This is a genomic window from Maribacter flavus, from assembly GCF_008386635.1.
In the GTDB taxonomy this organism is placed as follows: Bacteria; Bacteroidota; Bacteroidia; order Flavobacteriales; family Flavobacteriaceae; genus Maribacter; species Maribacter flavus.
Window position 1 is genome coordinate 37,720 of record NZ_VUOE01000004.1, and the last position, 22,045, is coordinate 59,764.

Sequence of the window (22,045 nt, forward strand, 5' to 3'; positions counted from 1 at the left end):
ATGACTCTCTGGGGTAAAACCGTTTACGGGTTAAATATTGTTTTTTCGTTGGCATTGCTATTGGCCTGTGTTGCACAATACATGAAATCGGCCACCCTTTCCTTCTTAAGCCTCCCTGTTCCCGTGTTGGTGATTTCAAACTTTTTATTTCTTTTATATTGGCTCATGGTCAAGCCAAAAAATATATGGCTGTCCTTTGTCGTTTTGTTGGTTGGCTATTTTAGCTTGGGCTCTTTTGTTCAGTTCAATACCGGGGAGGCGTATGACGATAATGCCCTAAAAGTCATGAGTTTCAATATACAGGGGTTTGAAGGGTTTCCGCGGAATTATGACCGACCCATTGTTCCCGAAATTGCCGAGTTCATCCAAAAGGAAAATCCGGACATTCTATGTTTGCAGGAGTTTGGGTATTACGGTTTGCGGAATGAGGTTTTTACCAAGTATCCGTACAGTTTTACGAATTACGAGGTCGGTTCACATGAAAAGGGGGTCTTAATGGCCATCTACTCCAAATACCCGATTATCAATAAAGGTGATATTGAGTTTCAGAACTCCTTGAACGGGGCCAGTTTTGTGGATGTAGTGTACCAAAAGGATACCCTTCGCGTATACAATCTGCATTTGGAATCCTTAAAGGTGCGTCCCAGAAGCCTGAAAAGGGAGCGATCGGATAGATTATTGGGAAGATTGCGGAATTCCTTTGCGAAACAACAGGAACAGTCAGATTTGATCAGGCAACACATGAACGGGGTGGGGCATAGCAAAATTGTTTGTGCCGATATGAACAATACCCAATATTCCTATGCCTATCAGGAGCTTAAACAGGATATGGCCGATACCTTCGTGGAAAAGGGAAACGGCTATGGTAGGACCATCAACTTTTGGAAATTCCCATTGCGAATCGATTTTATCTTGACCGACCCAAATATCGAGGTGTTGGGACATAAAAATTATAAGGTAAGTCTGTCCGATCACGAGCCCATCATGGCCGTCCTACAGGTTGTTTCGGATAAATAGGCAGTCGGCCAGATCCGCCACCATGTGGATTAAAAAGGCGATACCCCAGATTCGGGTGGTTTTCCAAAAAAGCATCAAACAATACATAGCGATCGCCCAATAAGTGTGCAATGGGTGGAAGTTGATACTACATCTATCGGCATCAAAAATGGGCGAAGCCAAAAGATGATCTACATCCAGAACAATTCCCGCTAAAAGTATCAAAGCCACTTTCAACCGATGTTCCTTAAAAAAAAATAAGGCAACAAGTATGGGGACTATAAAATGAATCCCGTAGTGTACCAAGAACCTAAGCATCGGGCATGGATATTTCTATATCGGAAATATACCCGGCGGTGTTGGGACCTAAATTGAAAAGTACGTCTAGAATGCTCAGGTTGGGGATAAACCCATGTCGGTCTCCAAAAACCTGCACATATTCGGGAAATTCGTACGGCAACTCTTTTTTTGCATTTACCAAATACCGATAATCTTTTTCATACTCAAGGGAATAGATATCCGTGAATTCATCCACAAAGTCCAATTGTAGGCAATCACAGATGGTTTGGATGGAAGCCAAATTGAAATCCAAGAGGAGCTCGAATTCCTTTTCGTACAAAGGTTTGATTTCATCTTCGTAAAACTCGAAAAACGGCGAAGTTCTGTAAGCAGTTTCCAAGGTTCTCCAATGCTGGCGTTGCCATGGATAGGAATTGTCCAGTTTCACATCCTTGTAGTACTGCCTGCCTGTGGCACCTTTGGTGTGCACGATGGGAATGCTTAACAAATGTTTGCCCCTGTCCGTGCAGATATACGCCCGGTTCCTGTAGGTCTGTTTTTGATAGTTGTCCTGCATTTCCAGCACCACATTTTTAGCCTTTGTATACACACTTAAAAAAGCCACATTGGGAAAATAAGCAGGATGTAGTACGGTCATGGGTGCCTGTGGTTATTTTTGGGCCTTTTTGCGTTTCCAAAACCAGTTGCCCACGAAATAGGCCGCCAAGAGAATCAGGAAGTACTTAAAATAGGATTGTGGTTCGCCATCCCCGTTTACGGTCGTAAAGATGCGGTCCCATCTGGGGCGCCATTTGGACATGGGTTCCGTAAAGTTGTCAAAACTCATCCATATGAAAATAGGCGTTCCTACGATATGGTTCTCTGGTACATAGCCCCACGCCCTGCTGTCTTCTGAATGGTCCCGGTTATCCCCCATCATCCAATAATAGTCCTGTTGAAAGGTATACGTGTCAGCAACTTCGCCATTGATCACTATTTGGTTGCCGTTCACGTCCAAGGTGTTGCCTTCGTACTCGCGGATAATCTTTTTGTACAGTGGCAGTGTTTTTAGATTCAGCGAAACTGTCGCTCCTTCCTTGGGTATATAAATGGGACCCATTTGGCTGTAGTTCCAAGGGTAGTCCGGACTTTGGGGGAAAAGGTTAATGCCCCTTCTGCCTTTGGGGACTATTTGCCGAACTACGGAATCGATACCCGAGTCCTTACGCAAGGACGTTGCCATTTCATCCGTAAGGGGAACCAAGCGTTCCCGATCTGTTACCTCTTTAAGTGAAAGCCGATTGTTTCTTATGACATCCGCAGGGAAGCCTGAACTGCCCGTATAGAGTTCCAAACCGCCATCGGCCAGTTGGTTAAATCCTTTTAAATAGGGATTTATAGCTTGGGCCTGTTGTTGGTTGACGGGTCCTGAAATGTATTTTCTGGTGAAATCCGTAATTCCTAATTGGTCCAACAGTCTTGAGGATACTCCTTTTTGGGCGTAAATGATATAATCATACTGAGGTTTGGCACTTCCGGGCAGTTCCAGCTGCTTGCCGTTTATGAATACATATCCATCGCGCACTTCCAGGGAATCCCCAGGAATGCCCACGCAACGTTTTACGTAGTTGGATTTTTTGTCGATGGGTTTTTTCACCCCGGCTTCGGCCCTGAAGAATTGGCGAACGGTATCCGCCGGCCAACTAAAAACTACAATATCGTTCCGTTCAACCTTTGTAAATCCGGGCAATCGAAAATAGGGAAGCTGCGGTTTGTTCAAATAGGACTTTGTTCCTATGAGGGGAAGGGTGTCATGCACCATGGGTGCCGCCACCGTAGTCATGGGTGTCCGGGCTCCATAATGGAATTTGCTCACAAATAAAAAGTCGCCCACACGCAAGGTTCTTTCCAGAGATCCGGTGGGTATCACATACGGTTGAATAAAATACGTGTGCACCAAAGTGGCCGCCACTACGGCAAAAACAATGGAACTTACCCATTCGCCCAAGGCCGTGCCTGGATGGAGGCTCCTATTTTCGATATATTTTACGTCCAATGCATAGTTCACATAGAAGATATAAAAGCCTAGGGTCAATACGACCAACCAAGATTCCACGAGGCTGTTCCTGCCATAGCTCCGTATGGTCTCAACCCAGATTACAGGGAACATCAAGAGATTGATTATGGGAATGAACAACAAAATGACCCACCATTTGGGCCTGTTGATAATCTGCATCAAAACGATGGCATTGTAGATGGGAACGATGGCCTCCCAGGGCTTGCGACCGGCCTTAACGTATAATTTCCAAGTTCCTAGAAAATGAATTACCTGTATTGCTAAGATGAAAATGATCCACTGTGTGCCATTCATGATGTATACTTTTTACGCGATAATCGATATTTAATGCTCCCGCTAGGAACGTAATTTGATTGTATCTGTCTATTGAATATTCGTTTGTTACTTATTTTAACCCAGGTTTAACACGTCCTTCATTGTGAAAACCCCTGTCTTTCCAAGAATCCATTCCGCAGCAATGACGGCTCCCAAAGCAAATCCCTCGCGGTTGTGTGCGGTATGTTTTATCTCAATACTATCTACAGCGCTAGCGTATTCCACGGTGTGGGTACCCGGCGTATCCCCGATTCTCTTGGCCGTAATCGCTATTTGATGATTCCCGGGTTCGTCCAGCTTCCAATTTTTGTAATCGGTATGGGCAATGATTCCTTCCGCCAAGGTAATGGCCGTGCCACTGGGTGCGTCCAATTTTTGGGTATGGTGAATTTCCTCCAACGAAACGGAATACTGGGCAAGGTTTTTCATCATTTTGGCCAAATATTCGTTTAGTTCAAAAAAGATGTTTACCCCTAAACTGAAGTTGGAGGCATAGATAAAGGCTCCTTTTTGCTCCTTACAATGTTGGACAACCGACCCGAATTTGTCAAGCCAACCTGTGGTTCCAGAGATGACGGGAATCTTATTGTCAATACAATTTAGTATGTTTTCGTAAGCGGCATCCGGAGTACTAAAATCGATGGCTACATCGATCTTTGAGAAATCTACCTCTGTGGTTCCCACATCGATTTTGGCTACGATTTCATGTCCTCTCTCAACGGCCAACCGCTCTATCATTTTTCCCATTTTTCCGTAACCGAAAAGTGCAATCTTCATACTTAAAATTTTATGGTTAGGGCCATCCCGTAGGTGGGGTTGTTGGAAACGGCGTTCAGGTCAAGATACGGTTCAAAATCCAGGGCCAGATTGTTATCGATATTGAATTGCTTTAAGTGCGCATCCACATTGGCATCGATAATGTTCAAGCTATAGGCCACGATTGATAAAACCAACCAAAGGTCCCGGTCGCGCTGAAAACGTTCCTGTTGGTTTTCCAAATCACCATCGTCCAAAAAGGGAAAAACACCTTCGCCATTAAATTCATCGTCCGTAAACCCGGCCTGCCTTCTTTTAAAGGCCGTCCTGAAACGTTTGTAGTTATCGTTGTTCCAAGTATAGGCATAAACGCTTCCACCAATAGCTCCCCAAACAAGCGGAACCTTCCAATAGCGCTTGTTGTAGATTTGGCCCAGACCGGGCAGCACCGCAGAATAAAATGCGGCCTTGCTAGGAGCCAACGGATTTATATTCCTTGTTTTCTTGACGGTTAGGGAGTCGTCCATGATTAAGACATCCGTACTAAGTGCGTTGGAAATGGAGTCCGTTGCTTTTTCCTCCGGTTGCTCTTCCTCTTGGGAATAGGACGTTACGGTCAAAAAAAACAACAGGGAGAGTATTGAAAAGTGTTTATGCACCCGTAATCAACTTTTTTATTCGCTCGAATTCCTCTTTGGAATGAAAGGGGATGGTAATGCTTCCTTTGGAATTTCCGCTGGTCTTTACTTTGATTCCTGCGGATAGATGTTTGGAGATTTCCTCGATTCCCGATGCCACATAGGTTGGGGTCTCCACCTTTGGTTTTACCGGTTTTGGTTCCTCTTTTTTGTGATAGTTCTTTACGGCATTCTCCGTATCCCGTACCGATAAATTTTGCCCTACGATTTTCTCGTAGAGGGCTATCTGGTCCTGCCTGTTTTCGATATTTACCAAGGCCCTCCCGTGTCCCATGCTCAAAAAGCCGTCGCGCATCCCGGTCTGTATAATGGGGTCTAGCTTTAATAACCTTAGGTAATTCGCGATCGTAGAGCGTTTTTTTCCTACCCGATCACTTAATTTTTCCTGGGTAAGATTAATTTCATCGATAAGACGTTGGTAGGAGAGTGCAATTTCAATGGGGTCCAAATCTTGTCGCTGGATGTTCTCCACCAACGCCATCTCCAAGGATTCTTGGTCGTTAGCGATGCGAATATAGGCCGGGATGGTATCCAGTCCTACCAATTTGGAGGCGCGATACCTTCTTTCCCCAGAAACGAGTTGGTATTTGTTGAAACCAAGCTTTCTTACCGTAATGGGCTGGATAACACCCAATTCCCGTATGGAAGAAGCCAGTTCTTGTAAAGTTTCATCGTTAAAATTGGACCGGGGCTGAAAAGGATTGACCTCAATATGCTCTAAATCCAGTTCAATGATATTACCAACGACCTTGTCGGCGTTTTTATCCGATGCAGATTGTATGTCATTATCAGGGTCCTTCAACAATGCCGATAATCCTCTTCCCAAAGCCTGTTTCTTTACTGCTTTTGCCATGTTATGCTGTCTGCTTGTTTTTCTTCACCACCTCGTCCGCCAGGTTCAGGTAGTTCGTAGCCCCTTTGCTGGCCGCATCATACTTTATGATACTTTCGCCGTAGCTGGGCGCTTCGCTCAATCGAACGTTCCGTTGGATGATGGTCTCAAAGACCATATCGCCAAAATGTTTTTTGACCTCTTCTACCACTTGGTTTGAGAGCCGTAATCTGGAATCGTACATGGTCAATAACATTCCTTCAATGTCCAATTGCGGATTGTGTATTCTCTGTACGCTTTTTATGGTATTTAATAACTTACCCAAACCTTCCAAGGCAAAGTATTCACATTGAATGGGGATAATTACGGAGTCTGCGGCGGTCAGTGCATTTAATGTCAAGAGCCCCAAGGAAGGGGCGCAATCGATAAGGATATAATCATACGCATCCTTTATGTCCATGACGGCCTTTTTCATCATATATTCTCGTTCGTCCTTGTCCACCAATTCTATTTCGATCGCCACCAAATCTATATGGGCGGGAATCAAATCCACATTGGGTGAGGTGGTTGGGATGACGGCCTCTTTGGCAGTCTTTGTATGTTCCAAAAGCTGATAGGTGCCCAACTCGATACTGTCCACGTCAATACCCAATCCAGAGGTGGCATTGGCCTGGGGGTCGGCATCGATCAACAGTACCTTCTTTTCCAGAACACCTAGGGAGGCAGCGAGGTTTACGGTCGTAGTCGTTTTACCAACGCCGCCTTTCTGATTCGCTATAGCAATTATCTTGCCCATATACTAAGTAAGTTAGGGTGTAAAAATACGATTATTTGTGGGGCTGATAAAAGGATTTTGTTAACACAAGGTGAATAACCAAACCCTTTTGATTAAAAAAGCGTTAAAGTTTTAGATATCAAAGCTTTAGATGTGATACTTGAAATGTACGTACCGCTTAGCCGGATGGGCCTTATTCCTTTTTTTCCTTGAGCTTGAGGCTGTCCTCGTACTCAATCAAATAGATTTCCTCGTTTTTTTTCTTCAGGTAGTATTCCTCTCTGGCAAATTTTTCCAACTCGTCCTCATTGGACAGTTTTTCGATGACTTTTTTATCCTTGGCGATTTCCTTTTTTAAGAATTCCTGGGTCTTTTCCAACTTGTTTATTTCACGTTTTAGCTCCATGTGAATGAGTAGGGAGTTGGTGTCAAAGAAGACCATCCATATAACGAATACGGTTAGTACCAAAACATAGATATTGGTCATGACCTTGAACCATTTTTTCTCCCTTAATTCCTTTAGTCCCACTAGGCTTCGGCTAATTTTTCGTTAATAATGCTCCTTACAATTTCAACGGCAACCGTATTGTATTTATTATTGGGAATAATGATATCAGCATATTCCTTGGTGGGCTCTATAAACTGGTCATGCATCGGTTTTATGACATTCTGGTAATTGTCCAGGGTTTCGTTCAAGTTCCATCCACGTTCGTTCACGTCCCTTTTTAATCTACGGATGAGGCGCTCATCGGTATCGGCGTGCACAAAAATCTTTATATCGCACATATTTCTGATTTCGGCATTGGTCAAGATGAGGATGCCTTCTACGATCATCACCTTTCTTGGATGGGTGGGTATGGTTTTTTCCGTCCTATTACATTCCAAAAACGAATACACCGGTTGTTCTACAGATTCCCCCGCTTTTAGCGCCTTCAGATGATTTTCCAATAATTTGAAATCGATGGCACTGGGATGGTCAAAATTGGTCTTTCGGCGTTCTTCCAAAGTCAGGTGCGAAAGATCATTGTAATAGGAATCCTGTGAAATGACCCCCACCTCGTTTTTGGGCAGTTCATTGATAATCTGATTTACCACGGTAGTCTTTCCACATCCCGTTCCTCCCGCTATTCCTATAATGAGCATCCATCTAATATTTGGTCCAAAAATACATATTTGAACATCAAAATGGTACAAAACTTAAAATTGACGATCGGGTAACGGTCATTCTGGTATTAAGGGTTACTTTTGCGCCATGCAAAACGAACAGGTAAAACCTAATTTTGAATTTGTAGCGTTAATGGCCTCATTAATGTCCATCGTAGCCTTAACGATTGATGCCTTGATACCTGCCATTTCCGATATTGGCATGGCCATCCATAGCCTGGACCCGACCCAGAATCAGCTATTGATCATCATGATATTTTTGGGACTGGGCGTGGGGCAGCTCTTTTTTGGTCCCATTTCCGATAGTTTGGGCAGAAAGCCCGTGGTATACATTGGTTTCGGAGTTTTCGCCATCGCCAGTGTTATCTGTCTTTTGGCGCCAAACCTAGAAATCATGATTGTTGGTAGGATTTTACAGGGTGTCGGGCTTTCGGCACCAAGAACCATAAGTATTTCCATTATCCGGGACACCTATCGCGGCGATTATATGGCTAAGATCATGTCCTTCGTAACCGCTTTCTTTATATTGGTGCCGGTCATCGCTCCCGCTTTTGGGAAATTTATCATGAGTTTTTCCAGTTGGGAGGGTATTTTTTATGCGCAGCTGTTTTTTGGTCTAGTGGTATGTTTTTGGTTTTACAAACGACAGGAAGAAACCCTAAAACCCGAATATAAGGTACCTTTTAAAACATCGGTATTTATAAACGGAACCAAGGAAATTTTCAAGTATCGGGAGACGGTTTCCTGTACGATAATCTCCGGATTGATTACAGGTTCTTTTTTGGTGTATCTGAGCTCCGCCCAGCACGTTTTTGAGGAATTATATGGCATGGCCGATAGCTTTCCGTTAATCTTCGCCGGACTGGCCATTTCCATCGGTTTTTCAACGTTGACGAACGGTACGCTAGTGTTACGTTTTGGCATGCGAAACCTATCTTTCGTGGCCTTGTTTGCCTTCACGGCCATCGCCCTTCTCTATAGCGTTCTATTTTGGAACAAGCCCGACCCAAGCGTGCCCGTATTGATCGGTTTTCTTTCGATATTATTTTTATGTTTGGGTTTTATCTGGGGAAATTTACGGTCCATCGCCATGGAACCTATTGGTCACATAGCTGGCATTGGGGCAGCGATTACGGGTTTTGTCTCCACGGTATTATCGATTCCGATATCCATCTACATAGGAAAATTCATAACCGACTCCGTGTGGGCCTTGTTCGCAGGGCTGGGAGTATGTGGATTACTTTCAGTGGTCCTGTTCGTTGCGTTTAAGACAAGACCACTGTTTGCAAGTAACCGGGCATATCAATAGAATTACAGTGCCTCGTCCATGATTTCCTGAACTCAATAAATGGTAGATTAAAATTCAATTTATTATCCAGAATTGGTAAAATAGGTTCTGTTTTTATAAAGGAAAGACATTGATTGATAGTGAACTGCTGAAACTACTACAGGGTCTCCTATTAAATTCAAGGCATCTATTTCATAATGATGTTTTCTGAAGTATAGCCAAGTTAAAAGGTTTTCTCCTATTTCAAAATTGGCGTTGTATGGTTTAACAACTTTCCTATGGTTGACATATTCCAGTTGCTCACTTTCAAGATAAGATTTGATTTTTTCCAATTTCAATTCCTCATTTGAAAAAACATGAAATACATAAACAAGAGCCAAAATAATAATGATAAAACCCATTAAATAAGATATTCCAGCACACTCAATTCTGATAAGCTAAAGCATTAAAATTATCTCAGAGCGCCTCATCCATAATTTCCTGAACGATTTCAGGATTTAACAGCGTACTCGTGTCGCCTAGATTTGAGGTGTCTCCACTGGCGATCTTGCGGAGGATCCGTCGCATGATCTTACCACTTCGGGTCTTGGGCAATCCGGAAACGAATTGGATTTTATCCAGTTTGGCAATAGGGCCAATTTGCTCCGTAATCTGTTGGTTGATTTCCTTTCTGAGATTGTTTTTGTCCCTGCTTTCCCCGGTTTCCTTCAAAATTATATATCCATAGAGTGCATTTCCCTTTACATCGTGCGGGAAGCCAACGATGGCGGATTCTGCCACGGCCGGATGTTCGTTGATGGAATCCTCAATAGGTGCCGTACCCAAATTGTGACCGGAAACGATGATGACATCGTCCACGCGACCCGTAATCCGGTAATAGCCAACGGCATCGCGCAATGCACCATCGCCCGTAAAATACATGTCCTTATAGGCCGAAAAATACGTATCCCTGTATCGTTCATGGTCGCCCCATATGGTTCTTGCCATGGAAGGCCACGGGAATTTAATGCAGAGCCTGCCATCGACTTGATTCCCTTTAATCTCCTGTCCGTTTTCGTCCATCAGGGCGGGTTGGATTCCAATAAAAGGTAACGTGGCATAAGTTGGGGTCGTTGGGGTCACGTACGGAATAGGGCTTATCATGATGCCGCCCGTTTCCGTTTGCCACCAAGTATCTACAATGGGGCTTCTTTTTTTGCCAACATTGTTATTGTACCAATGCCAGGCCTCTTCATTGATGGGTTCGCCTACAGAGCCCAAAACCTTTAGGCTGGATAGGTCGTATTTTTCAACATAATCGAGATTTTCCTTTGCCAAGGCGCGTATTGCGGTGGGAGCCGTATAGAACTGGGTTACTTTGTGTTTTTGGACCACTTCCCAAAACCGACCAAAATCGGGGTAGGAGGGGATTCCTTCGAACATCACGGTGGTGGCACCGTTGGCCAAAGGCCCATAGACGATATAGGAGTGTCCGGTAATCCAACCGATATCGGCAGTACACCAATACACGTCCTCTTCCCTGTATTGAAAGACATTTTTGAAGGTGTATGCGGTATAGACCATGTATCCGGCGGTGGTATGGACCATTCCTTTTGGCCTTCCTGTGGATCCCGAAGTGTATAAAATGAAAAGTGGGTCTTCGGCATTCATGATTTCGGCCACATTGTCGCCATAGGCATCGTCCAATAAAGGTTGCAACCAATGGTCCCTTTGGGGCATCATATCGATATTGCTATGGATGCGTTTCGCCACTAAAACCGTTTCTACACCGGGGCAGCCTTCCAAGGCTTTGTCCACAATTCCCTTTAAATCGATGGTCTTGGCACCTCTATAGGAACCATCCGAAGTTATGACCAACTTACAATCGGAATCATTAATCCGTGTAGCGAGGGCATTGGAGGAAAATCCGGCAAAAACGACCGAATGTATGGCGCCAATTCTGGCGCATGCCAATACGGAAACCGCCAATTCAGGTATCATGGGCAAGTAGATACACACCCGGTCCCCTTTTTTGATGCCTTTTTCCAACAGCACATTGGCCATTTTGCATACGCGCTGGTGCAATTGCCTGTAGGTAATATGTTCCGCTTCTTCCTTGGGGTCGTTGGGCTCAAAAAGAATGGCTGTTTTATCGCCACGGGTAGGAAGGTGTCGGTCAATACAATTCTCGGTAATGTTCAACTGTGCACCATCGAACCACTTTACTTCCGGTTTTTTAAAATCCCAGCTCAGGACATTGTTCCATCGCTTGCGCCAAACAAAGTGCTCCTCTGCGATTTCTTCCCAAAAGGCCTCTGGATTACGAACCGATTTTCTATATACTTGATAATATTCCTCTAGATGTTTAATGTGATAGTTACTCATTTTTGAATGCTGATTTTACGCGATAATCTAAATTGAAAATATTCCAAAACTGGTCCGTCCCGGTTTATAAAAATACGAATTTATTTAATGGTCTATGGCCTCTCCCGCACCGCTTGGAATCCGAATATCCTCCACAATCTCCTGAACATTATAGGGAGGGGGCGGGGTGAGTTTCATGACACTAATGGATACCAAAAAATTGGCGAGCATGGCAATGCTTCCAAAACCTTCTGGGGATATGCCAAACCACCAATCTTCTGAAGTTCCACCGCCAAACCAGTCGAACTTAAACTTGGTCATATAGAATAGCATCAAAAGGGTTCCCGTGACCATGCCGGCAATGGCCCCTTCCTTGTTCATCTTTTTGTAAAAAATTCCAAGCACAATGGCCGGAAAAAAAGAAGCTGCGGCTAATCCAAAGGCGAGGGCGACCACGGCGGCAACAAAACCGGGCGGGTTGATTCCAAAATAACCAGCGATTACAACGGCAACCGTTGCCGATAAACGTGCCGCCCAAAGTTCCCCTTTATCTGAAATAGTGGGTTTGAATACTTTTTTTATGAGGTCGTGGGATACTGAAGCCGAAATCACCAATAGTAGGCCTGCCGCGGTAGATAACGCGGCCGCAAGGCCACCGGCCGCCACCAGGGCAATTACCCATGCAGGAAGGTTGGCTATTTCCGGATTTGCCAGTACCATGCTATCTGGATCTACGTAAAGTTCGTTTCGATTTTTATCCGCTACATACTGTATTTTACCATCCTTGTTCTTATCGTCAAATTGAAAGAGCCCCGTAGTTTCCCATTTTGTAAACCATTCTGGCATGGAACCGTATTCCTTGTTGTTAACCGTATTTATCATATTTGTTCTGGCGAATACGGCCACGGCGGGTGCTGTGGTATAGAGGATAGCAATAAGAAGTAGTGCCAATCCGGCCGATTTTCTTGCGTCCTTGACCCTTTTGACGGTAAAGAATCGGACAATAACGTGGGGCAGTCCGGCGGTGCCTACCATCAACGCCAAGGTAATGGCCAACACATCTATCATGGATTTTGAGCCGTTGGTATAGGCGTTAAAACCCAATTCCGTGGATAATCCGTCCAACTTGTCCAAAAGGTAGGTTCCCGAACCATCGGCCAATTTGGAACCCATTCCCAGTTGCGGAACGGGATTTCCGGTCATCTGGATGGAAATGAAAATAGCTGGCACCATAAAGGCGAAAATCAAAACACAGTATTGGGCTACCTGCGTATAGGTGATTCCTTTCATTCCGCCAAGCACGGCATAAAAAAGAACGATGATCATTCCGATGATGACACCGGTGTTGATGTCGACCTCTAAAAATCGGGAAAAAACTACGCCAACCCCGCGCATTTGCCCAGCTACATACGTAAAGGAAACGATAAGGGCACAGATAACGGCTACGATTCGGGCGGTTTTGGAATAGTAACGGTCCCCTATGAAATCCGGCACGGTAAACTTTCCAAATTTCCGAAGGTATGGCGCCAATAAAAGCGCTAAAAGCACATAGCCCCCTGTCCAGCCCATAAGGTAGACGGAACCGTCATAGCCCGCAAAGGCGATGATGCCGGCCATGGAAATAAATGATGCGGCGGACATCCAATCGGCTGCAGTGGCCATACCGTTTGCCAACGGGGAAACCCCGCCCCCGGCAACGTAAAAATCCTTGGTGGAGCCGGCGCGCGACCAAATGGCAATACCGATATACAGGGCAAAAGTAATTCCGACGAGAAGGTAGGTCCAGATTTGAACGCTCATAATTTTTTTGTTTGGTGGTCTTTTGTTTTAGGCGGTCTTGGTGTTGTTTGAAAGCATTTTTAGAGGCTATTCATTATAGCCATATTTTTTGTCCAGTTTGTTCATGAGTCGGACATACACGAAAATAAGGATTACGAAGACGTAGATGGATCCTTGTTGCGCAAACCAGAACCCGAGTTTAAAACCGCCAATTATTATCGTGTCCAAGGCATCTTTAAAGAGGATACCCGCTCCATAGGACACCAAGAACCAAATTATTAAGAGAATGAAGAGATATTTTACGTTTTCCTTCCAGTATGCGGAGGCTCGTTTTTGTTTGTCGGACATTTTTTGGAATTATCTAATTAAGATAGAAATTTAATGAAAATACTTCAATTGGGTAAAAAAATGACTCCGCTCGAGGAATCCCGTTTGGCACCGGTCACCGTTTTGAGGACATTGATTTCCCTTTCCCACCTTAATACCCCCATGAACGCGAAAACCAGCGCTTCCTTGAATTCAATTATTTTTTTTTCCGGCACAACGACTTCTATATTTTTATTTAGTTTTTGCTTCAGTGTTTCAATGAGAAAGGTGTTCAGGGCACCTCCTCCGGTGATGAATAATTTTTGGGCTTGCTTTCCCGAATTCAAGGAAACTTGCTGGGCAATTTTTTCGCAAATGTGATGAACGGCGGTGTGTAAAAGGTTCTCTGTACTGTCCTTAGTGGCTTCTACAATAGGAACGACCTCCTCCAAAAACCATTCATATCCAATCGATTTGGGGTGTGGCAATAAATAGTAATTAAGGTCATTGAGCTTTTTCAACATCTCTGGGTTGATGTTGCCCGATTTTGCCATGGTCCCGTTTTCATCATAATTCAGTCCGATTTTTCTGGTGATGTGATTCAAGATCATATTCGCCAGGCCGATATCATAGGCAATCCTGCTACCTTTGGATTCAAAGGAGATGTTGCTGATACCCCCAAGGTTGAGGCAAAAATCATATGCACTGAAAAGCAATCGGTCACCAATGGGAACCAGAGGCGCACCTTGTCCGCCCAAGGCGAGGTCGCTAATTCTAAAGTCGCAGATTACTTGATGTCCGGAAGCATTGGCCAAATGCTGCCCCGATCCCAACTGGAAGGTGAGTCCAAGTTCCGGCCTATGATGCGAGGTATGGCCGTGGCTTGCAATAAAATCGGTCTCCAGATTATTTTCAGCGATGAATTCCTTGGCCCTTGCCCCAAGCCAACTTCCGTACTCGTTGTGCAGTTGCAGCAATTTTTCGGCCGAAAGGTGAATGGCATCCTTGAGCTCGTTCTGCATTTCCGGTGTATAGGATATGCTTTTTGTTGCCTTGATCTCGAACTCCCATCGGTCCTTATGTTTCCAAAAATGGCAAAAGGCCAGGTCCAGACCGTCCAATGAGGTGCCGGACATCATACCGATGACTTTGTATTTATTCATAGTTACGTTACGTTAATGAAACAGGTAATTTTCCATGCGCCTTTATTTTTCCCAAGAAATGTTCCGTGGCCACATCCTGAAACTCGGTAAAATCTTGATAGACCAATACGGTTGCAACGGATTTTTTTACATCAAAAAGCTTTAGGGAATATGGATTTCCAAAATGGTACAGTACCACGTTCTTTTCCTCTAGCATTGCATTGATGAAATCAATTTCTTCTTGAAAGAAACCAAATTGGTTCGCGGGCTTCACTTTGGGCGGGGTTACCAGTAAAAGAATATTTTTCTCTTGTTTGGTTTCCTGTTTGGCTTCCTCCAAAAAAGAAAGGATATCCTCCTTTGAAGCGTTTTCTTGGGAACGTTTTAGGGTAAGGGTACAAAAGTCTTTTTTCCTGAAAGATTTGATATCGGTTTCGGTGCCATGGTATAGCGTGATGCTTTCCGTTGCGATTTCCTTGTTTAACTTACTGCTATCCGAAAGTTCGCCGAATCCCTTCCAAAATGGATTTCCCATCGCCTTTACCTTGAGCTTCCATACGCGTTCAAAGGTTTCTTCAAGCTGTTTTGCAGTACTATTTATTGCGATGGTCTCAATGCCTTCCTTTACGTGTTCGGCAAAGCAAAGGATATCGTTTCCTGCATTGAAGGCGAGCCATTCCAGCTCACCGGGCACGGGATAGATTTTTGAAACGGCATGCATGTTCAGGGCATCGGAGATGACAACGCCCTTAAAATGTAGTTCGCCCCGTAAAAAATCGGTACAGATTTCCCTCGAAATACTTGCGGGAGTATCCGAGCCATTTGCCAAAGCCGGCAAGGACAAATGGCCCACCATTACGGCATCCACGCCTTCTGATATTATTTTTTGAAACGGATATAGTTCATTTTCCAAAAGCTCCTTCTTCGATTTATCAATGACCGGAATCCCCAAATGTGAATCTACGGAGGTATCCCCGTGTCCCGGAAAATGTTTGATGCTTGTCAATACGCCAACACTTTCCGTTCCTTTTATGTAGGCCAATGCTTTTTGCGTTACTTGTTCCCGGTCATCTCCAAAAGACCGATACCCGATCACAGGGTTGTTGGGGTTGTTATTGATATCCACTACCGGGGAAAGGTTCCAATGGATTCCGGCCGCCAAACAGTCCTGGGCAATCTTTTTCCCTACTTCATAAATAAGTTCCTCGTTTCCGGTAAACGCCCCCAAAGTGATGGCGTAGGGATATTGAGGGGTATTTTCAACGCGCATCGCCAAGCCCCATTCCGCATCGATTGCAATAAAAAGGGGATATTTTGATGCTGACTGATATCTTTTTATGAGGGATTTTAAGGTATCAAAACTTTGCTCGTTTCGTAAGACCTCCTTTTTACCCTCAAAATTGGTAGCTGCGCTGGCCCTTGAATGAAAAAAGCAGATTCCACCGACACCCTGATTCCTGATCAAATCTTCCAAGGCACGGATTTCTTCTTCCGTATCGTTGATAAACGCTGCGGGCATGAAAAATTGACCAATTTTTTCCACAGTACTTAAGGTGTTTTTGGCTTCGGTATAGTTAGGTAGCGACTTCATACTAGTTATCGGTTTTCTTACCGAATTCAGGTGGGTAGGTGATGTATTTTAATAATATCAAAGCAGGCAAGGCCGCGATAACGACCCAAATAAAGAATCCGTCGTACCCCAACCACTGTTGCATATATCCGCTGATCATCCCAGGAAGCATCATGCCGAGTGCCATAAATCCTGTGGCAATGGCATAGTGGCTTGTCTTGGACCTGCCTTCGGCTATATAAATAAGATACATGAGAAAAGCCGCAAAGCCGAAACCATACCCAAATTTCTCGAACATAACGGTGGCGGTTACTGGTATGACATGCGTGGTTTTGGTAATCGCCAAAAGGGCGTACAAAATATTCGGCAAGTTTAGGGAAAGCACCATGGGAAGCATCCATTTTTTGAGTCCGTCGCGGGAAATCAGGATACCGCCCAGAATACCCCCAATAGAAAGCATGATAACACCTGCCGTACCAAAAATGGTCCCTATAAGTTCCGTGGAATAGCCCAGCCCTCCTTTTTCCTGACTGTCCAGCATGAACGGTGCCGCCATTTTTACCAATTGCGATTCCCCTAGTCGGTACGTCAAAATGAACGCCAACGCGATTCCAATATTTTTCTTCTGAAAAAAGGATTTAAAAACTTCCAGGAAGCTTTTGGGTTTTTCGGTAACATTCGATGCTTCGGATTCATATTTTGGGGTCACAAAGAAATTGGAAATGGTGAGCAACAGCATGAGAACGGCCGCGGCGATCATGGTCATGCTCCAGGCCTTGGAATTGTCCCCGTATTTGTTTTCCAGAAATCCGGCCATAATAACGATCAGCCCTTCTCCTGTGACCATCGCCAATCGATAAAAGGTACTTCGCATACCCACGAAGAAGGATTGCTTTTTTTCCGTTAGTCCCAGCATATAATACCCATCCGAAGCGATGTCGTTTGTGGCCGATGCAAAGGCCGCCATCCAAAAACAGGCGAGGGTTGTTATAAAAAACATATTGGTGGGGATGCTCAATCCTACGCCCAATAAGGCAATTGCGATGAGCAGCTGCATGGCCAAAAACCACTTTCGCTTGGTACTTTTGAGGTCTACCAAGGGACTCCAAAGGGGTTTTATTACCCAAGGTAAGTACAGCCAACTGGTATACAGTCCAATGTCCGAATTGCTGACGCCCAACTGCTTGTACATGATGACCGAAACGGTCACCACCAACACATAGGGCAGGCCTTGCGTGAAATATAAAATGGGCACCCAGCCCCATGCGCCCTTATCTTTTTCTGCCATACCCTGATATTTGTTTTAAATGTATGATTGTTGGTTGGGATTCCCGCCCATATCGGTCCAAAAAAGTAACCGCAATTCGCTTTCCTTTGAGAACCGACTTTGGTATTTGGACCTGATTTGATTCCGCCTCAATAAAAATCTTGTCAAGAAGTTTCTTGGCTTTTAATTCCGATGCCGTTCTTTTTCCCGATTTATATACAAGTGCATATTGAATTGCATCATTGTGCGCTATGGTCAATGTCAAAAAATCATCCGATTGTACCTTGCCGATAATGTCAATGTTTTCCGAAGGTTGTTTTTGCCCACCACTAATTTCTGGTGTAAGGGCCGGCCATTTGTAATACTTTTTTTTCAAATAGGAAACCACGTCCGGGTTATTATCCATTAGGGATTTTGCACTGAACAAAATATTGCCTGATATCTCCGGGGTCTGCCTCGCCAATTTGAACTGGTTGGGCAATTCCTTTTTTTTCTCCCAGGCTTGGTCACTATTATTTCGGACTTTATAAGCCCCATTCCCAATATATACTTGAGTATTCGCACTGTTCTTGGCCCACCAATCAACCAAGGTTTTATGGGAGGCCACAGAAAGGTCCAAACTCCAATAGATTTGCGGGGCTATGTAATCCAACCAGCCATTTTCCATCCATAGGAGCGGGTCGGCATAGAGGTTTTCATAGGTGGTCTGGCCCGCTTGTGTTTCGGAACCCCGTGGGTCTGTAGACTTATTTTTCCATACCCCAAACGGACTCACCCCAAAGGAAACCCATGGTTTTATTTCCTTGATCGTTGTGTAGCTTTTTTTAATAAGGCTGTCCACATTGCTTCTTCGCCAGTCTTCCAAAGACTGATTGGGTAAAGAGCAGTTGTAATACGTGATGCTATCGTTGAACACTTCGTCCTTGATGGTGTAGGGGTAAAAATAGTCGTCAAAATGTACCCCGTCAATAGCATACGAACTGGTCAATTCTTTTATTATAGAGACAAATTTTTCCTGTACTTGGGGCAATCCGGGATTGTAGTAATATTTGGTTCCGTATTTGACCATCCAATCAGGATTCGTATTATAATCGTGTTCAGGGCTTAGGATATCGGTATTCAAATCGAAGGTAGCCCGATACGGATTCAACCAAGCGTGGAATTCCAATCCACGGACATGCGCCTGTTCGATCATCCAAGGTAAGGGGTCTTCTTTCCACTTGAGGTTTTCCCCTTCCGTTCCGGTCAGAAATCTGGACCAAGGAGCATATTCCGAAGCGTAGAAAGCATCCCCGGCGGCACGGACTTGCACTATAACGGCATTGTAGTTGAGGTTTTGATAAAAATCCAGAATTTTTAGAAAATCCTCCTTTTGTTTTTCGAGCGTATCCAAGCCATTTTTAGGCCAGTCAATGTTCACCACCGTGGCTACCCAAACCCCTCTAAATTCCTTTTTTGGTTGTGGGATATTGGAGGTGAGGACACCGCATGAGCTGGTAAGTGTCAGAAGGAAAACAACAAATAGCTTTTTGGGCATGGGAAAATTAAAAAGGGCCTATCGAAAATAGGCCCTTTTTTAAGAGTATTAAAATTTATGTCTCACAAAAGCTTCCATGGCTGCATAGGAGGACATGCCCAAAGCCTTGTACTTGTTGGCGGTATCTCTATTTCGTTCTTCGGCACGCATCCAGAATTCGCGGGAGTCGTCCCCTTGGAACATCACCCCATCCTTTTGGGACTGGTGGCAAAATATCGCATTTCGTTTTTTGAGGACCTGTCCCGGACTCATAGGAACGCACATTTCTATTTCGTTGATGTCCCATTCGTGCCAAGCGCCCCTGTACAGCCACAACCAACAGTCTTTTATGAAAGGTTCCGGTTTTAGTCGTTTTAAGGCTTCTAAAACGGCGTCCAGACAGACTTTGTGGGTGCCATGAGGGTCTGCCAAGTCCCCGGCAGCATATATTTGATGCGGTTTAATCTGGCTTATGATATCTACCATTAAGTCTATATCCTCTTTAGAAAGATTGTTCTTTTTAATCGTTCCGGTTTCGTAGAAAGGCAGGTCCAAGAAATGGACGTTGGCATCCTTTAGGCCCATGTATCGGGTGGCGGCATAGGATTCGGACCGCCTGATATCTCCTTTCAACCTACGTAATTCCGGGGAATCGATTTGGCTATCCCGTTTGTTGTTGATTGAGTTGATGATTTTCTGAACTTTTTCAGAGGGGTTCAAGTTCATGGCGATTTCCGCGAATTTGCGGGCATCTGTATCGGATACGGCAATGTTTCCGGATGTTTGGTAGACTACATGCACTTCGTGGCCTTGTTCCACCAATCTATCGAAAGTTCCCCCCATGGAAATGACGTCATCGTCTGGATGCGGGCTAAAAATAATGACCCGTTTTTTGGCAGGTTCCGCCCGTTCCGGTCTGTAAGTGTCGTCCGCATTCGGTTTTCCGCCGGGCCATCCCGTGATGGTATGTTGTAGTTTGTTGAAGATCTGTATGTTGAGGTCATACGAATCCTCAATGGCGAGTAGATCGGCCATGCCGTTGTCGTTGTAATCCTTATCGGTGAGACTCAGAACGGTCTTGCCTGTCTCTTCGCAAAGCCAGATGATGGCCTTGGCCTTGAGTTCTTCCGTCCACTCGCAGGCATCTACCAGCCACGGGGTTTTGTTTTTTGTCAATTCCGAGGCTGCACCGGTATCCAGGATAAAGGTGCAGTTGGGATGGTTTTGTAGGTAGGTTGCCGGCACCTGCGAGGAAATTTCCCCTTCAATGGTTTTTTTGATGATTTCAGCCTTGTTTTCGCCCCAGCCCAAAAGCACGATCCGTTTGGCCTTGCGAACTGTGGCGATACCCATGGTGATGGCCTTCCTGGGAACGTTGGTTATTCCAAGAAACGCTGGTGCGGCGTCCACACGCGTGATGTGGTCCAAGGTGATCACCCTTGTCCCGGAATTATAATGGGAACCGGGTTCGTTGAAACCAATGTGTCCCGTTCTACCGATACCCAATAACTGAAAATCGAGTCCGCCGTAGTCCTTTATTTTCCGTTCGTAACCCAAACAATAGGCTACCGTATTCTCAGGGGCTACGGTACCGTCCGGAATGTGCACGTTTTCTGGGTCAATGTCGATATGGTTGAAGAGATGTTCGTGCATGAAGTAGTGATAGCTCTGAATATTGCTTTTTTCCATGGGCAAATATTCGTCCAAATTGAAGGTGACTACATTTTGGAAGCTAAGACCTTCCTCTTTGTGCATTCGTACCAGTTCAGAATACACACGAATAGGAGAGGAGCCAGTGGCCAGCCCCAAAACACATGTTCTTCCCTGATTTTGTTTTTTTCGGATGAGTTCCGCAATCTCTTCCGCTACGCGAATGGACGCTTCATTGGAATCCGAAAAAATTACGTTGTGGATTTTTTCAAATCGGGTTTCCTCAAATTGTCCAATGGGTTGGTGGCTTATGTCCCTCTTTTTTTTGACCATGGTGGTTTTCATAGAAAATTGGAATTATACTTTTTAAATTCATGCAAATATAGGCAATAAAAATATATTTTGCTGTTTTTTGCAATTTTAAATTGCTGTTTTTTGCAATAATTAAGATTAAATTAATATTTTAGATACTATAACGGAATAAAACGGCATGTTTAAATTTTAGTTATCTTTGCCCCAATTTCTATTTATTTGAATACCTATGTTAAAGGAAGAACGCCAACAAATCCTATTGAACGAAGTAGAATTGCACAATAGGATTCTATTGACGGATATAGCAGAAAGCTTGGATGTTTCCATTGATACCATCCGTAGGGACGTTAAGGAACTGGATGCCGAGAACAAATTGAAGAAGGTTCATGGTGGTGCCATTTCCTTGGGTTTTACCAATAGTAATAGCAGGAATACAAACATCTATGCTCTGGAGGAAAAAGTAATCATCGCCCAAAAAGCCGTTACTTTGTTAAAGGACGGTGCTGTCATTTTTATCGATGGGGGTACCACTTGTATGGAGTTGGTACGGCTCATTCCGGATAATTTGAATTTGACCTGTTTTACCATCAGTCTACCGGTAGCCATGGAACTGTCCCACAAACCAAATGTAACGGTCATTTCCATTGGGGGACAGATTTCCAAGGAGGCCCAAATATCCATCGGTGCGAACGCCATTCATAATCTTTCTGAAATTAGGGTCGACTATAGCTTTATAGGTACTGGATATGTGGATGCCGTGTATGGGCTTACGGAGTTTGATTGGGATATCGTACAAGTAAAAAAGGCGGTCATAAAGGCGGCAAAAAAAACGGTTTTATTGTCCATTTCGGAAAAGCTAAATTCGCAGCATCGGTATAAAACCTGTGATATCAATACCATTAATACCATGATAACGGAGTTGGAACCGTCCGACCGAATGTTGGAGGTCTTCCGCAACTGTGACATACGCATCTTATAAG

At 44.4% G+C, this 22,045-nt stretch carries 21 protein-coding genes; 3 read left to right on the plus strand and 18 right to left on the minus strand.

Annotated elements, in window-relative coordinates; translation table 11 throughout:
- On the plus strand, positions 1-1,017 hold the full coding sequence (locus F0361_RS18095; protein WP_154920809.1) for an endonuclease/exonuclease/phosphatase family protein: 1,017 nt from the start codon (positions 1-3) through the stop codon (positions 1,015-1,017).
- Here the strand turns inward: F0361_RS18095 and F0361_RS18100 are convergent.
- The 9 genes from F0361_RS18100 to udk form a co-directional block, all read right to left on the minus strand.
- Positions 994-1,314 carry a DUF6122 family protein gene (locus tag F0361_RS18100; RefSeq protein WP_154920810.1) on the minus strand — a complete coding sequence of 107 codons (321 nt, stop codon included), beginning with the start codon at positions 1,312-1,314 and terminating at the stop codon, positions 994-996. The genes F0361_RS18095 and F0361_RS18100 overlap by 24 nt on opposite strands.
- A complete protein-coding gene (locus F0361_RS18105; protein ID WP_154920811.1) occupies positions 1,307-1,933 on the minus strand; it encodes a WbqC family protein in 627 nt (208 codons plus the stop codon). Before F0361_RS18105 ends, F0361_RS18100 begins: the two co-directional genes overlap by 8 nt.
- Positions 1,934-1,945: 12 nt before the next feature.
- The gene (gene lepB / locus F0361_RS18110) at positions 1,946-3,646 is read right to left on the minus strand and encodes a signal peptidase I (RefSeq protein WP_154920812.1); all 1,701 of its coding nucleotides are present in this window, start codon (positions 3,644-3,646) and stop codon (positions 1,946-1,948) included.
- A gap of 96 nt (positions 3,647-3,742) precedes the next feature.
- Positions 3,743-4,444, minus strand: a complete 702-nt coding sequence (gene dapB / locus F0361_RS18115) for a 4-hydroxy-tetrahydrodipicolinate reductase (RefSeq protein ID WP_154920813.1) — start codon at positions 4,442-4,444, stop codon at positions 3,743-3,745.
- 2 nt (positions 4,445-4,446) lie between these two features.
- Positions 4,447-5,082 carry a DUF5683 domain-containing protein gene (locus F0361_RS18120; protein WP_246160932.1) on the minus strand — a complete coding sequence of 212 codons (636 nt, stop codon included), beginning with the start codon at positions 5,080-5,082 and terminating at the stop codon, positions 4,447-4,449.
- A complete protein-coding gene (locus F0361_RS18125) occupies positions 5,075-5,974 on the minus strand; it encodes a ParB/RepB/Spo0J family partition protein (RefSeq protein WP_154920814.1) in 900 nt (299 codons plus the stop codon). Before F0361_RS18125 ends, F0361_RS18120 begins: the two co-directional genes overlap by 8 nt.
- 1 nt (position 5,975) lies before the next feature.
- A complete protein-coding gene (locus F0361_RS18130) occupies positions 5,976-6,749 on the minus strand; it encodes a ParA family protein (protein ID WP_138259420.1) in 774 nt (257 codons plus the stop codon).
- 172 nt (positions 6,750-6,921) lie between these two features.
- Positions 6,922-7,257 (minus strand): FtsB family cell division protein, encoded by a 336-nt coding sequence (locus tag F0361_RS18135; RefSeq protein ID WP_138259421.1) that lies wholly within the window; start codon positions 7,255-7,257, stop codon positions 6,922-6,924.
- Positions 7,257-7,871, minus strand: a complete 615-nt coding sequence (gene udk, locus F0361_RS18140; RefSeq protein WP_154920815.1) for a uridine kinase — start codon at positions 7,869-7,871, stop codon at positions 7,257-7,259. The genes F0361_RS18135 and udk overlap by 1 nt, the downstream gene beginning before the upstream one ends.
- A 109-nt stretch (positions 7,872-7,980) precedes the next feature.
- On the opposite strand from udk, the gene F0361_RS18145 reads away from it, so the two are divergent.
- The gene (locus F0361_RS18145; RefSeq protein WP_154920816.1) at positions 7,981-9,201 is read left to right on the plus strand and encodes a multidrug effflux MFS transporter; all 1,221 of its coding nucleotides are present in this window, start codon (positions 7,981-7,983) and stop codon (positions 9,199-9,201) included.
- A gap of 62 nt (positions 9,202-9,263) precedes the next feature.
- On the opposite strand, the gene F0361_RS18150 is transcribed toward F0361_RS18145, so the two are convergent.
- The 9 genes from F0361_RS18150 to nagB form a co-directional block, all read right to left on the minus strand.
- Complete coding sequence (locus F0361_RS18150; RefSeq protein WP_154920817.1) at positions 9,264-9,581, minus strand: hypothetical protein; 318 nt, start codon at positions 9,579-9,581, stop codon at positions 9,264-9,266.
- A 55-nt stretch (positions 9,582-9,636) separates the two neighbouring features.
- Positions 9,637-11,544: an acetate--CoA ligase gene (acs, locus tag F0361_RS18155; RefSeq protein ID WP_154920818.1), complete on the minus strand. Its 1,908-nt coding sequence runs from the start codon at positions 11,542-11,544 to the stop codon at positions 9,637-9,639.
- An 84-nt stretch (positions 11,545-11,628) separates the two neighbouring features.
- Positions 11,629-13,323, minus strand: a complete 1,695-nt coding sequence (locus F0361_RS18160; RefSeq protein WP_138259425.1) for a sodium:solute symporter family protein — start codon at positions 13,321-13,323, stop codon at positions 11,629-11,631.
- A gap of 66 nt (positions 13,324-13,389) precedes the next feature.
- On the minus strand, positions 13,390-13,650 hold the full coding sequence (locus tag F0361_RS18165; RefSeq protein ID WP_154920819.1) for a DUF4212 domain-containing protein: 261 nt from the start codon (positions 13,648-13,650) through the stop codon (positions 13,390-13,392).
- 44 nt (positions 13,651-13,694) lie between these two features.
- Positions 13,695-14,771 carry an anhydro-N-acetylmuramic acid kinase gene (locus F0361_RS18170; protein WP_154920820.1) on the minus strand — a complete coding sequence of 359 codons (1,077 nt, stop codon included), beginning with the start codon at positions 14,769-14,771 and terminating at the stop codon, positions 13,695-13,697.
- Positions 14,772-14,778: 7 nt separating this feature from the next.
- Positions 14,779-16,341, minus strand: coding sequence for a glycoside hydrolase family 3 protein (locus tag F0361_RS18175; protein WP_154920821.1), 1,563 nt, complete (start codon positions 16,339-16,341; stop codon positions 14,779-14,781).
- Position 16,342: 1 nt separating this feature from the next.
- Positions 16,343-17,608 carry an MFS transporter gene (locus F0361_RS18180; RefSeq protein ID WP_154920822.1) on the minus strand — a complete coding sequence of 422 codons (1,266 nt, stop codon included), beginning with the start codon at positions 17,606-17,608 and terminating at the stop codon, positions 16,343-16,345.
- Entirely contained in the window at positions 17,592-19,124 is a 1,533-nt protein-coding gene (locus tag F0361_RS18185) for a glycoside hydrolase family 10 protein (RefSeq protein WP_154920823.1), read from the minus strand. The genes F0361_RS18180 and F0361_RS18185 overlap by 17 nt, the downstream gene beginning before the upstream one ends.
- 48 nt (positions 19,125-19,172) lie before the next feature.
- A complete protein-coding gene (nagB, locus tag F0361_RS18190; RefSeq protein ID WP_154920824.1) occupies positions 19,173-21,098 on the minus strand; it encodes a glucosamine-6-phosphate deaminase in 1,926 nt (641 codons plus the stop codon).
- Between the two features lie 196 nt (positions 21,099-21,294).
- On the opposite strand from nagB, the gene F0361_RS18195 reads away from it, so the two are divergent.
- The gene (locus F0361_RS18195) at positions 21,295-22,044 is read left to right on the plus strand and encodes a DeoR/GlpR family DNA-binding transcription regulator (protein WP_138259432.1); all 750 of its coding nucleotides are present in this window, start codon (positions 21,295-21,297) and stop codon (positions 22,042-22,044) included.
- Position 22,045: the final 1 nt, after the last annotated feature.